Annotated in this window: 11 protein-coding genes and 1 tRNA gene; 7 read left to right on the top strand and 5 right to left on the bottom strand. The window is 70.6% G+C overall.

Translation table 11 applies throughout. The features are described 5' to 3' along the window. The 7 genes from ORI94_RS01385 to ORI94_RS01355 all read left to right on the top strand — a co-directional run bounded on the left by ORI94_RS01385 (position 1) and on the right by ORI94_RS01355 (position 8,306). Positions 1-654 (top strand): SCO family protein, encoded by a 654-nt coding sequence (locus ORI94_RS01385; protein ID WP_266071810.1) that lies wholly within the window; start codon positions 1-3, stop codon positions 652-654. A gap of 80 nt (positions 655-734) precedes the next feature. After that, complete coding sequence (locus ORI94_RS01380; protein WP_266071809.1) at positions 735-1,178, top strand: copper chaperone PCu(A)C; 444 nt, start codon at positions 735-737, stop codon at positions 1,176-1,178. A 13-nt stretch (positions 1,179-1,191) separates the two neighbouring features. Beyond that, on the top strand, positions 1,192-3,258 hold the full coding sequence (locus tag ORI94_RS01375; protein ID WP_266071808.1) for a copper resistance CopC/CopD family protein: 2,067 nt from the start codon (positions 1,192-1,194) through the stop codon (positions 3,256-3,258). A gap of 6 nt (positions 3,259-3,264) precedes the next feature. Continuing rightward, complete coding sequence (gene efeB / locus ORI94_RS01370; protein ID WP_266071807.1) at positions 3,265-4,569, top strand: iron uptake transporter deferrochelatase/peroxidase subunit; 1,305 nt, start codon at positions 3,265-3,267, stop codon at positions 4,567-4,569. Between the two features lie 91 nt (positions 4,570-4,660). Next, on the top strand, positions 4,661-5,593 hold the full coding sequence (gene pheA / locus ORI94_RS01365) for a prephenate dehydratase (RefSeq protein ID WP_266071806.1): 933 nt from the start codon (positions 4,661-4,663) through the stop codon (positions 5,591-5,593). 635 nt (positions 5,594-6,228) lie between these two features. Continuing rightward, positions 6,229-7,506, top strand: coding sequence for a serine--tRNA ligase (gene serS / locus ORI94_RS01360; RefSeq protein WP_266071805.1), 1,278 nt, complete (start codon positions 6,229-6,231; stop codon positions 7,504-7,506). After that, on the top strand, positions 7,503-8,306 hold the full coding sequence (locus ORI94_RS01355) for an HAD family hydrolase (RefSeq protein ID WP_266071804.1): 804 nt from the start codon (positions 7,503-7,505) through the stop codon (positions 8,304-8,306). Before serS ends, ORI94_RS01355 begins: the two co-directional genes overlap by 4 nt. A gap of 58 nt (positions 8,307-8,364) precedes the next feature. On the opposite strand, the gene ORI94_RS01350 is transcribed toward ORI94_RS01355, so the two are convergent. From ORI94_RS01350 to ORI94_RS01325, 5 genes are all read right to left on the bottom strand, one after another. After that, a tRNA-Ser gene (locus tag ORI94_RS01350) sits at positions 8,365-8,449 on the bottom strand. 909 nt (positions 8,450-9,358) lie between these two features. Next, positions 9,359-10,078 (bottom strand): ABC transporter permease subunit, encoded by a 720-nt coding sequence (locus ORI94_RS01340; protein WP_266071802.1) that lies wholly within the window; start codon positions 10,076-10,078, stop codon positions 9,359-9,361. A gap of 11 nt (positions 10,079-10,089) precedes the next feature. Beyond that, complete coding sequence (locus tag ORI94_RS01335) at positions 10,090-11,001, bottom strand: ABC transporter ATP-binding protein (RefSeq protein WP_266071801.1); 912 nt, start codon at positions 10,999-11,001, stop codon at positions 10,090-10,092. Continuing rightward, the gene (locus ORI94_RS01330; RefSeq protein WP_266071800.1) at positions 10,998-11,915 is read right to left on the bottom strand and encodes an ABC transporter permease; all 918 of its coding nucleotides are present in this window, start codon (positions 11,913-11,915) and stop codon (positions 10,998-11,000) included. Before ORI94_RS01330 ends, ORI94_RS01335 begins: the two co-directional genes overlap by 4 nt. Further along, positions 11,905-12,930: an ABC transporter ATP-binding protein gene (locus ORI94_RS01325; protein ID WP_266071969.1), complete on the bottom strand. Its 1,026-nt coding sequence runs from the start codon at positions 12,928-12,930 to the stop codon at positions 11,905-11,907. Before ORI94_RS01325 ends, ORI94_RS01330 begins: the two co-directional genes overlap by 11 nt. Positions 12,931-13,272 lie beyond the last annotated feature (342 nt).

Raw genomic sequence — 13,272 nt, 5'->3', positions numbered from 1 at the left:
ATGCGCAAGAAGACCCTCACGGCGGCCCTGCTCGCCGCCGCCACCCTGACCCTCTCCGCCTGCGGCAGCGGCGACAGCAACAACGACAGCCCCATCGCCGTGGTCTCCGAGGAGGCCGGCGCGGAGAAGGCGGCCACCGCCCTCGACAACCCGTTCGAGAAGCCGGACCTCGTCCTCACCGACACGCAGGGCAAGGAGTACGACTTCCGTGCGGAGACCGCCGGCAAGCCCACGCTGGTCTACTTCGGCTACACGCACTGCCCCGACGTCTGCCCCCTGACCATGAACAACCTCGCGGTGGCCAAGAAGCAACTGCCCCAGGAACAGCAGGACGAGCTGCGGATCGTGTTCGTCACCACCGACCCCGAGCGGGACACCTCCGCCGCGCTCGGCAAGTGGCTCAAGGGCATCGACTCCCAGGTCGTCGGCCTGACCGGGGACTTCGACACGATCCAGGCCGGCGCCCGCACCCTCGGCATCTCGATCGACGCGCCGCGCAAGGACGACAAGGGCCAGGTCGTCTCCGACCACGGAACCCAGGTCATCGCCTTCTCCCCGAAGACCGACGGCGGCTACCTCCTCTACGGCGAGGACGCCACCGTCGAGGACTACACCGCGGACCTCCCCAAGATCATCAAGGGTGAGAACCCGTGAACCGGCCTGAAGGAAAGCGGCTCACAGAGAGGCGGCCTCCCTGGAGACGGCTCCTCGGCAGGCCGCACGGCCTCGCGACGGTGGCCCTCACCGGGGCGCTGACCCTGGCCGGCTGTGGCGGCTCGGACCCGGACAGCCCGGGCTCGGGTGGCGAGGCGGACCTGTCCGTCGGCTCCGCCTACATGCCGCAGCCGGTGTCGGACATGGCGGCCGGCTTTCTCGTCATCAGCAACAAGGGCGGCGCGGCCGACCAGCTGACCTCGGTCGGCAGTGACGCCGCCGGCCGCGTCACCGTGCACGAGACCGTCGACGGGGCCATGCAGGAGGCCGACGCGCTCGACATTCCGGCCCACGGCAGCCTCGTGCTCGAGAGCGGCGGCAACCATCTGATGTTCGAGCAGCTGAAGCAGCGGCCGAAGCAGGGCCAGAAGGTCTCCGTCGAGCTGCGCTTCGCCCACTCCGACCCCGTAACGGTCGAGATTCCGGTGAAGCCCGCCACCTACACACCGAAGCACGGACACTGAGGGAGAAACCCCTGTGACCCAGACCACCGTCCCCCGCGTCCGGATCCTGGTGCTGCTGTTCCTGGCCGTCACCGGCGCGCTCCTCGCCGGGGCCGCTCCCGCCTCCGCGCACGCCGCGCTGACCGGCAGCGATCCCCAGCAGGGGACGGTGGTCGACCAGGCCCCCGCCCGGGTCTCGCTCACCTTCTCCGAACCGGTCGCGGTGAGCGACGACGCCCTGCGCGTCCTCGACCCCAAGGGCGAGCGGGTCGACAAGGGCGACCCGGCCGTCGCGAGCGGCACCACGTACACCGTGCGGCTCCTCGGTGGGCTGCCCGACGGCACCTATACCGTCACCTACCAGGTGGTGTCCGCGGACAGCCACCCCGTCGCCGGCGCCTTCACCTTCTCCGTCGGGGCCCCCTCGGAGACCTCCGTCGATGCCACCGTCCAGGCCTCCGACGACGGACTGGTGGGCTCGCTGTACGGCATCGGACGGTACCTGTCGTACGCCGGGTTCGTGGTCATGGTCGGCGGAGCCGCCTTCGTGCTCGCCTGCTGGCGGCACGGCTCCGGCGTACGGGCGGTGCAGCGGCTGGTCGTCTCCGGGTGGCTCACGCTCACCGCGGCCACTCTCGCACTGCTGCTCCTGCGCGGTTCCTACACGAGTTCCGGGAAGGTCGCCGACGTCTTCGACCTGACGCTGCTCAGCGAGGTGCTGCAGACCAAGACCGGCGCGGCTCTCGTGTCACGGCTGCTGCTGCTCGCCGCGGCGGCGCTGTTCATCGCGGTGCTGTTCGGTGCCGCCCGGTACGAGCAGAACGACGAGGAGAAGCGGGACCTGTCCTTCGGGCTCGCGATCGGCGGGACGGTCGTGTCGGCCGGGCTCGCCGCGAGCTGGGCCATGTCCGAGCACGCCTCCCAAGGACTCCAGCCGGGCATCGCGATGCCGGTCGACGTCGTCCACCTGCTGGCCGTCGCCACCTGGCTCGGCGGGCTCACCGCCCTGCTCGTCGCGCTCTACCGGGCGCCTGCCGGCGCCGCGGTCGACGCGGCCGCCGTCCGGCGGTTCTCGCGGCTCGCGTTCGGCAGTGTGGTCGCCCTGGTCGGCACCGGGGCCTACCAGAGCTGGCGCCAGCTCGGCTCCTGGTCGGCGTTCAGCGACACCCGGTACGGGCAGTTGCTGCTCGCCAAGATCGGGCTCGTGGTGGTCATGGTCGGGATCGCGTACGTCTCCCGGCGGTGGACGGCGCGACTGGCGGAGCCCGGGGCACCGGTGTCACTCCGGGAGGAACCGAGGGAAACCGTGGCGGCGGTGTCGGCCTCGAAGGGCGGGGCGACCGGTACGGAGAGGGGCGTCCCTGGCACCGACACCGACACCGACACCGACACCGACACCGACACCGACACCGAGGTGGAACGGGGGAAGGGCGCGGACGACACGGGGCCTGCCGATGTTCGCCCGGAGGAATCCGGTGCCGGGGCGAAGGCGGGCGTGGACTCCGCGCGGGCCGCGCAACTCGCCCGGCAGCGGGCCGCCGTGGCGGCCGCCCGGCAGAAGCGGCTGCGGGACTCCGACCCGAACCTCTTCGGGCTGCGTCGCTCCGTGCTCGCCGAGGCCGGTATCGCCGTCGTCCTGCTCGCGATCACCACCGTGCTCACACAGACCGAGCCGGGGCGCACGGAGCAGGAGGCCGCGTCGGCCGCCTCGTCCTCCCCGGCCACGTCGTCGCCCTCGTCCTCAGCCGCCCAGGGAACCGGTGCGGTGACCCTGAACATGCCCTTCGACACCGGCGGCAAGAACGGCAGGGGCGTCGTCACCATCGACCTGGACCCCGCCCGCGTGGGCGGCAACGACCTGCACGTCTATGTGGAGCGGACCGACGGCAAGGCCTTCGACGTCCCCGAACTCAAGGTCGCCCTCACCCTCGACGCGAAGGACATCGGACCGCTGTCCGTCATCCCCGACCACCTCGCCACCGGACACTGGTCGGCGAGCGGAGTGCAGATCCCCATGGCAGGAGACTGGACGGTCGAGGTGACCGTGCGGACCTCCGACATCGACCAGGTGACCGTCTCCAAGAACGCACAGATCGGCTGAACCACCATGGCTGACCAGTCCACTCCGGAGGCCCGCACCACTGCGGCGCCAGAACCCCGGGAAGGCACCACCGCGCCCGCCGACCGGGAGGGCATCTCCCGGCGCCGTCTGCTCGGCACCGCCGGGGCCACCGGAATCGTGCTCGGTGCCGCGGGCGGTGCGGTGGGCTACGCCGCCGCCGCGCCCGCCGCGTCCGCCGAAGTCACCCCACTCACCTCCGTAGGCGAGGACCGGGCAATGTTCCACGGGAAACATCAGCCCGGCATCACCGACGGACTCCCGGCCCGCGGCCATCTCATCGCCTTCGACCTCGCGCCGGGCGCCGGGCGCAAGGAAGCGGCCGCCCTGCTGCGCCGTTGGTCGGACACGGCCCGACGGCTCATGGCAGGCGAACCGAGCGCCGAGGGGGACACCGGTGTGGCCCAGGACGCCGGGCCCTCCTCGCTGACCCTCACCTTCGGCTTCGGTCACAGCTTCTTCGCCCGTACCGGGCTGGAGAAACAGCGTCCGGTGGCCCTGGACCCGCTGCCCGACTTCTCCTCCGACCACCTCGACAAGACCCGCAGCAACGGCGACCTGTGGGTGCAGATCGGCGCCCACGACGCCCTGGTCGCCTTCCACGCACTGCGCGCCGTGCAGAGGGACGCCGGTTCTGCGGCCAGGGTGCGCTGGCAGATGAACGGGTTCAACCGCTCACCCGGCGCCACCGCCCGCCCGATGACCGCACGCAACCTGATGGGCCAGGTCGACGGCACCCGTAACCCCAAGCCGTCCGAATCCGACTTCGGCCGACGGATCTTCGTACCGGCGAACGGTGACCCCGCCTGGATGGCGCACGGCTCCTACGTGGTCGTCCGCCGTATCCGCATGCTGCTCGACGACTGGGAGAAGCTCGCGGTCAAGGAGCAGGAGGCCGTCGTCGGGCGCCGCAAGTCCGACGGAGCGCCGTTGTCCGGAGGTACCGAGACGACCGAGATGGACCTGGAGAAGACGGATTCTGCGGGCAACCTGGTGGTTCCCGTCAACGCCCACGCCCGGATCACCCGCCCCGACCAGAACGGCGGCGCGGCGATGCTCCGGCGCCCCCTCTCGTACCACGACGGCATGGACGCGGACGGCGTGCCCGACGCGGGTCTGCTGTTCGTCTGCTGGCAGGCCGACCCGCTGCGCGGCTTCGTACCGGTGCAGCGCAAGCTGGACCGGGGCGACGCGCTGACGCCGTTCCTCCGGCACGAGGCGAGCGGGCTGTTCGCGGTGCCGGGCGGCGCGGCGGAGGGCGGGTACGTGGGGCAGCGACTGCTGGAGGGCTGAGGCCACCCGTGTCACATACATGCCACTCGCGGGGGCACTCCCGGGCCCGCGTCCGGGGATGCGCCCGGCGCGGGCCCACTAGGGTGAGGTCATGCCAGCGAGCTATGCGTATCTCGGCCCCGAGGGCACCTTCACCGAAGTCGCCCTGCGTACTCTCCCGGAGGCAGCCACCCGGGAACTGATCCCGTACGTGTCCGTGCAGTCCGCGCTCGACGCGGTACGCGCCGGGGAGGCCGAGGCCGCTTTCGTCCCCATCGAGAACTCCGTCGAGGGCGGCATCACCACCACTCTCGACGAACTGGTCGCCGGTACCCCGCTGACCATCTACCGCGAGGTGCTGCTGTCGATCACCTTCGCGCTGCTCGTCCGTCCCGGCACCAGGCTGTCGGAGATCAAGACCGTCACCGCCCACCCCGCCGCCCAGCCGCAGGTACGCAACTGGCTGAAGAAGCACCTCCCGGACGTCGTCTGGGAGTCGGCCGCCTCCAACGCGGACGGCGCCCGACTGGTGCAGGAGGGCCGGTACGACGCGGCCTTCGCCGGCGAGTTCGCGGCGGCCCGGTACGGGCTGGAGGCCCTGGAGACCGGAATCCACGACGCGGAGAACGCCCAGACCCGCTTCGTCCTGGTCGGACGGCCCGCACGGCCCGCCGCGCCCACCGGCGTGGACAAGACGTCCATCGTGCTGTGGCAGCGCGACGACCACCCCGGTGGTCTGCGCGATCTGCTGGGTGAGTTCGCCACGCGCGGCGTCAACCTCATGCTGCTCCAGTCCCGGCCCACCGGTGCCGGTATCGGCAATTACTGCTTCTGCATCGATGCCGAGGGTCATATCTCGGACCGCAGAGTGGCCGAGACACTGATGGGTCTCAAGCGGGTCTGCCTCCAGGTGCGCTTCCTCGGTTCGTACCCGCGTGCGGATGTGGATCCGCCGAAGGTACGGGATCTCCAGCCAGGGACCTCGGACGAGGAATTCGCGTCCGCGGCGGACTGGGTGGCGCGCTGCCAGGACGGCCGGTTCTGAAGGCCTGAGGTAGACCAGGTGGGAGGACGGCCACGGGGCCCTGGCTTCCTACGGCCGGCCTTATCAGTCTTATTTTCTGATTTTCGTTATCCACAGAAGTTATCCACAGGCCCACTTCTCGACCTGGGGACAAGTCGACAGCGCTGCGCCGTTTCATCGACAAATCGTCCCACTTTCCATGATCGCGGCTACTCGCCCGGGGGTCGCCCTTCATCCACCCTTTCCCTTTCGTCAATCCTTCGGGAACCCCCCTTTCCGCCCGAAAGTGGAGGTAAGGGGGGTTCCCGACAGGAATCCGCATCTCCGGTCGCGCGTTCCGGAGCGGTCGATCCCGAAGTCCACAGACTTTCTTCACACCCTGTGGATAACTTTCGGAAGCCTGCGGGCGTCTGTGGACAACCGGGGCCGCGCCCCGGCTCCAGCAAGGAATTACCATCGCCGGGCAGCCTGTGGGCCGCCCCCTTTCCAGGCGGTGGGGCACTCCCGTTCACCCCGGACCGGTCTCCGCGGCGCCCCGCGAAGACCTCGGACCAGCCCTTACGGGCACAGGGTGCAATTCGCCTATAACGGTCGTCGAGCAGGTCCGGTGGAATAGTGAGTCGTGGGGCGTCACCCCGCACCGGTAGCCTTGCCCCGTGATTGACCTTCGCCTGCTCCGTGAGGACCCCGACCGTGTGCGCGCTTCGCAGCGCGCCCGTGGAGAGGACGTCGCGCTCGTCGACTCCCTCCTGGCCGCCGACGAACGGCGCAGGTCGTCCGGCGTCCGCTTCGACGAGCTGCGCGCCGAGCAGAAGGCGCTCGGCAAGCTCATTCCCAAGGCGGCCGGTGAAGAGAAGGCCGAACTGCTGAAGAAGGCCGGCACCCTCGCGGCCGACGTCAAGGCGGCCGACGCGGAACGGGACACGGCAGCCGCGGAGACGCAGGAGCTTCTGGGCAGGCTGAGCAACCTCGTCCACCCCGACGTCCCGGTCGGCGGCGAGGAGGACTTCGTCACGCTGGAAACACACGGCGCCGCCCGCGACTTCGACGCCGAGGGCTTCGAGCCCAAGGACCACCTGGAGCTCGGCCAGATCCTCGGCGCCATTGACGTCGAGCGCGGTGCCAAGGTCTCCGGGTCGCGCTTCTACTTCCTGACCGGCGTCGGCGCCCTGCTCGAGCTGGCGCTGGTGAACGCCGCGATCGCCCAGGCGACCGCGGCCGGCTTCACCCCGATGCTGACCCCGGCCCTGGTGCGGCCCCAGTCCATGGCGGGCACCGGCTTCCTCGGCCAGGCGGCCCAGGACGTCTACCACCTCGAGAAGGACGACCTCTACCTGGTCGGCACGTCCGAGGTGCCGCTCGCGGCCTACCACATGGACGAGATCATCGACGCCGACCGGCTGCCGCTCCGGTACGCGGGCTTCTCGCCCTGCTTCCGGCGCGAGGCCGGCTCTCACGGCAAGGACACCCGCGGCATCTTCCGCGTACACCAGTTCGACAAGGTCGAGATGTTCTCCTACGTCGCTCCGGAGGAGTCGCAGGAGGAGCACCAGCGGCTGCTGGAGTGGGAGAAGCAGTGGCTGACGTCGCTGGAGCTGCCGTTCCGCGTGATCGACGTCGCCTCGGGCGACCTGGGTTCCTCCGCCGCGCGGAAGTACGACTGCGAGGCGTGGATCCCGACCCAGGGCAAGTACCGCGAGCTGACCTCGACCTCGGACTGCACCGAGTACCAGTCCCGTCGGCTCCAGATCCGCGTGCGGGACGGCAAGCAGGTGCGTCCGCTGGCGACGCTCAACGGCACCCTGTGCGCCGTACCGCGCACGATCGTGGCCATCCTGGAGAACCACCAGCAGGCCGACGGTTCGGTACGCGTCCCTGAAGTGCTGCGTCCGTACCTGGGTGGCCGGGAGCTCCTGGAACCGGTCACCAGGTGAGCGCGCCGTTCCCGTACCAGCTTGTCGCCACCGACCTCGACGGCACACTGCTGCGTGAGGACCACTCGGTCTCCGACCGCACCCGGGACGCGCTCGCCGCCGTCACCGCGGCGGGCGCCGCCCACATCGTCGTCACCGGCCGCGCGGTTCCCTGGACCCGGCCCATCCTCGACGACCTCGGCTACCAAGGGCTCGCCGTCTGCGGCCAGGGCGCCCAGGTGTACGACGCCGGGGCTCACCGGCTGCTCACGTCGGTGACCCTGGACCGGCAGCTGGCCTCGGTGGCGCTGGCCAAGATCGAGGCGGAGGTCGGTCCGCTGCACCTGGCCGCGAGCCGCGACGGTCTGGACGGCGAGGTGCTGGTCGGCCCCGGCTACGAGGTGACGGGCAGACTGCCCTCGACGCCGCTCACGGACGCGGCGGACCTGTGGGCGGCTCCCCTGAACAAGCTGTACATCCAGCACCCGGCACTCACCGACGACGAACTCACCGAGGTGGCCACCCGCACCGCGGGTGGTTTCGTCACCGTCGCCATGGCGGGCGAAGGCATCGTCGAACTGCTTCCCCTCGGCCTGTCCAAGGCCACCGGGCTGTCCCTGGCCGCTCGCCGGCTCGGGGCGAAGGCCGCGGGCACGATCGCCTTCGGCGACATGCCCAACGACATCCCGATGTTCGCCTGGTCCGCGCACGGCATCGCCATGGCCAACGCCCACCAGGAACTGCGGGCGGTGGCCGACGAGGTGACGTCCTCCAACGAGGAGGACGGGATCGCGGTGGTGCTGGAGCGGTTGCTGGGCTGAGAGGCCCGTTGAACCCGCGACGCCCGCGCTCAGCGGGCGTCGCGGGTTCAACGTCGTGCGGAGGATGCACGGATCGAACGTGCGCGGACTTTCGCCCGACCGCGGCTCAGCAAGCCGGTGCCTTACCTCTCGGCCAATCCTCCAGGTGGGCGGCCCACGCGGCTGATGCGCGTGCTCGAAGCGGCCGCCCCGGGCAGCCCCCCGTGGGGCGGCCTCGGCAACGGAGCAGGAACTACTCCGGAGTCCGCCGTCGGCTGCCCTGGCAGGAGCTGGACGTACTGCCGTGCATGGACATCGCCCCGCTCCTCTCCCGGATCACGGCACCGGACGTTCCCGGCGATGCGGACACGACCACTCTGCCCGCCGAGCGAATGGGATGCCACTCGTTTAAGGGGACCTTTCCCGTGAGCGTCCGATCAGGTCGCGTGGTCCGGTGCCGTGCACCGCAAGGCGCCGGAGAGCCCTCGTAACGGAGCCACCAGGGCTCTCCGGCAACGCGGCGAGGCGCGGTGCCGGGCCACGCGACCCGGGCGGGCACAGGGAAAGGTCCCCCAAGGCCCGGCCCGGCCGACGGGATACGCCGGAGCCGCGGGACCGGGGGCCCGGAGCGGCGGGACCCTGACGCCCCGCCGCCCTCACCCCCGCCGCGCTCGCCCCCGCCGGCGCGCCTTGCTGGAGACCCATCCCCCCGGCGGCTCGCCGGAGCCCCGGAGCAGCGGCTCCGGCGCTCCGACGAGCCGTCGGCGTTCGGCCGGCATGCAGGCGCGGGCGGACGGCTCGGCGGTCTCCGCGACGCGGATGAAGGCGTCGTCCAGGACCACGTCGTCCGGGGCGGTGGAGTCCCCGCCCCCGGTCTCGGTGTCCCCGCCACGGGCCGGGCCGTCGGTCCGGTGGCGGGGGCGGTCGTCGCTCTCGTGTTTCCGCCGCTTGTCGTGCCCGAACCTCCCGTCCGCCGGCGCGATCGGTCCTTCCGTCGGATCAGGAGCCGTAGCCCCCGGTGTCCTCCTGTTGCCCGGGGGCCGGAGTGGGACAGGGTGCGGAACGAGGTGAGGTCACTCCTCTCCGGCGAGTGTCAGCGTGCGCAGCTTCTGACCGGCGTACCAGGTGGCCAGGACGGTGACGACGACCAGCAGGACCGTCGCGGTCGTCAGACCGACGTCCGAGGTGACCAGGTCGCCACCGGAGACCTTCTGGGCCACCGCGAGCGACCACTGCTGGATGCTCAGGGTGCGGGCCCCGGGCACCAGGGAGCCGAACAGCGCCTCCCAGACCAGCGCGTAGACCAGACCGAACACCACCGCGTGCCGGGAGACCGTACCGAGCAGCAGGAAGAGCGCCGCGTACGCGATGGAGGCGACCAGCGCGGCCACCGTGTAGGCGACGGCGACCTGCTGGCCGTTGCCGTTGAGGATGAAACCGGCGATCAGGGTGGGCACCGCCGAGAAGGCCATCGTCACGGCGATCGCCACGATCAGCTTGGTGAAGATGATCGTGGACCGCTTGACCGGCTTGGACAGCAGGTACACCACCGAGCCGTCGTCGATCTCGGGGCCCATGGCGCCGGTGCCGGCGATGACACCGATGATCGGCACCATGGTGGCGAGCGCCAGCCCGCCGAGCACGTCGGCCGCGGTCTGGTCGTCGGCACCGGCGAGGACGCGCACCGCCAGGGAGATCGCGATCAGCAGCAGGGGCAGGGCGCCCAGGATGAGGGCCCGGCGACGGCCGAGCAGGGCCCGGTAGGTGAGTCGGGCGACTGTGGGGTCGTACATGGTTCGGCCTCCTACGCCGCGACGAGATACGAGAAGACGGACTCGAGGGACTCGTCGGACGGCGAGACCGTGAGCAGGCGGATGCCGTGTTCCTTCGCGACCCTGGGCAGCAGGGACGTGAAGCGGGCGAAGTCGACGGCCTGGATACGCAGGACGCCCTCGCTGTGGTCGACCTCGATGCCGGACGTGGACGGGTCGGCGATCAGCGCGGCCGCGAGGGCGCGGTCGTCGCTGGAGCGCACCAGGTAACGGTGCGGGCGGTCCGTCATCAGGCGGCGGATCTTGCGGAAGTCGCCGCTGGCCGCGTGCCGGCCGGCGACGACGACCTCGATGTGCCAGGCGAGCTGCTCGACCTCTTCGAGGATGTGGGACGAGAACAGCACGGTGCGGCCCTCGTCGCCCATGCGCCGCAGCAGGTCCATCAGCTGCATGCGCTGGCGCGGGTCCATGCCGTTGAACGGTTCGTCCAGCAGGAGCAGGGACGGCTCGTGGACGAGCGCGGAGGCCATCTTCACACGCTGCCGCATGCCCTTGGAGTACGTGGCGATCTTGCGGTCCTGCGCGTACTCCATCTCGACCGTCGCCAGGGCCCGCTGGGCCGCCTTGGCGCCCAGTCCGTGCAGTTCGGCGTTGGCGACGACGAACTCGCGGCCGGTGAGGAAGTCGTACATCCCCTCGCGCTCGGGGACGATGCCGATGTGCCGGTAGATCTTCTCGTTGCGCCACACGGCCTGGCCGTCGAGGGTGACGGTGCCGGTGGAGGGGGCGAGGAAGCCGCCCATCATGTTGATGAGGGTGGACTTTCCGGCGCCGTTGGGGCCGAGGAGACCGGTGACGCCGGGGCCGATGGTCATGGTGATGTCGTTGACGGCGACCACGTTGCCGAACCAGCGGGAGACGTGGTCGATGGAGAGCGTGGTCACAGGCCCACCTTCCGGTAGCGGCGCGTCAGAAGGCCGTAGCAGGCCGCGATCAGGCCGAGGGTGAAGAGGACGTACACCACGCCCTCGCCGTTCGACGGTCCGGTTCCGCCCGGGAAGGTGCTGCTCGCGCCCAGGAAGGCGGACTGCACACCGTCGATGAGGGTGATCGGCGAGAACAACCCGATCCAGGCGATCGAACCGGAGCTGTCCTGGACGTCCGCGATCGCCTGGAGGGTGGAGACCGCGCCGTAGGAGATGGTCAGGACGGCGATCACGGCGGCGATGCCGAAGCCGCGGCGCGGGGTGACTGCCGCGATGACGAGGCCGATGCCGGCGAAAAGCAGTGAGAGCAGTGCCACGGAGACGAGCCCCTGCGCGAATCCCTTGGTCTGGTCGGTGAAATCGAGTTCGGCCAGCAGCGCGCCCACATAGAGCACGAGCAGGGGAGCGGCGGTCAGGATGAACAGGGCCGAGGCCAGTGCCGCGAACTTGGCGCGCACGTAGTCCGTGGTCTCGATGGGCCGCGAGAAGTACAGCGGAACCGTCTTGAAGCGCAGGTCGCGCGAGACGGACTGGGGTGCCTGAGCGGCGACGTACAGGCTGATGACGGCCTGCATGATGATCGCGTAGCGCGTGTAGTCGACGGGCAGCTCCTTGGCGTTCGTGGCGACCGAGACGGCGACCATGATGGCGGCGGGCACGCACATCACCACGAACAGCAGCATCGGCAGCACCTTGGACTTCGCCGAGCGTCCGAGTCCGTAGGAGCCCCGCAGGGACTGCGAGTACAGCGAGAGCCTGGCGTAGGAGCGGCCGAGACGGGGCCCGTCGTAGGAGCGGTAGCCGATGTTGTGGATCCGGGTCTGGTCACCCGGCGTCGGTGCGGGTGTCCGCAGGGGCTGCTCAACCGCCATGGCCGACCGCCTCCTTCCGCTGCTCGCCGTTGCCGCCGTCGGCCCCGGTGTCTTTGCCTGTTCCTGTGTCCGTGCCTGCGCCGGTGTCCGTGTCGTCCGTGAAGACCTCGGAGATGTGGTGGCGGCGCTGTTCCATGCGCACCAGGCCGAGCCCGAGGTCGGCGATCACGTCCCGCACCAGGTCGTAGGTCTCCTCGCCCTGGGCGGTGAGAAGGAGGACGTGTCCGGAGCCCGGCAGCCCGCTGCCGTCCTGGACGGTCACCCCGCGCGCGTGGAGCGCGTCGCGCACCGCGCGGGTGCCGTCGGGGTGCTCGTCGGTGTCGGTGACCTCGATCGCGAGGGTCGTCGTGATCTGGGTGAAGTCCGTGGTGGAGCTGGAGCGCAACAGCTTGCCGCCGTCCACGACGACCACGTGGTCACAGGTGCGCTCGAGTTCGCCCAGAAGGTGGGAGGTGACCAGGACCGAGATGCCGAAGTCGGTATGGATACGGCGGATCAGGCCGAGCATCTCGTCGCGGCCGACGGGGTCGAGACCGTTGGTCGGTTCGTCCAGGAAGACCAGGTCCGGGTCGTGCACCAGGGCCTGCGCGAGCTTCACGCGCTGCTTCATGCCCGTCGAGTAACCGCCCATGGGGCGGTAGCGCTCCTCGTACAGGCCGACGTGGCGCAGGGTGTCCGCGGTGCGCTCCCGCGCGGCGGTGGGCGGCAGGCCGGACATGCGTGCCATGTGGACCACGAACTCGGTGGCCGAGACGTCAGGCGGCAGGCAGTCGTGCTCCGGCATGTAGCCGACCCGCTCCCGGATGGCGGCGCCCTTGGTCGCGACGTCGAGGCCGAGCACTTCGGCGCGGCCCTCCGTCGCGGGGGACAGACCCAGAAGGATCTTGATCAACGTGGACTTGCCGGCTCCGTTGGCCCCGACGAGCCCGGTCACACCGGGCCCGACATCCATGGAGAGCCGGTCAAGCGCGGTCACCCTGGGGAACCGCTTGCTCAGGCTTTCGGTCGCGATCACAGTCACCTCACCGACGTTAGTGACCCGCGCCACGCGGGTCGTCAGACCGGAGAGCTGTCTTGGTGTCCGTCTGGAGTCGTACAGGCCCGTAGGGGATCCCCCGCCAGGAGCGGTCCTCTCCCTCCGGGCCCCTCTTGAACCGGCCTCCGGGAAACTACGAGATTCGCCGGTGGCACGCTACGGAAACGTAGCGCAGCCGGCGGTCCGGGGCCACGGCGCGGCTGCGGCGCGGCGGTCGCCGGTGACGGGAACGGTGTGGGAGGACCGGTTCGGGCCCGGCGCCCGTCGGCGCAGGGCGGAGGGGGGTGAGGGGACCGTTCGAAGCGGTGCTGCGGTGCTGCG

This window comes from Streptomyces sp. NEAU-W12 (assembly GCF_026242095.1).
In the GTDB taxonomy this organism is placed as follows: domain Bacteria; phylum Actinomycetota; class Actinomycetes; order Streptomycetales; family Streptomycetaceae; genus Streptomyces.
Note: the sequence above shows the minus strand (reverse complement) of the source record. Positions and strands in the feature narration are given on the sequence as shown.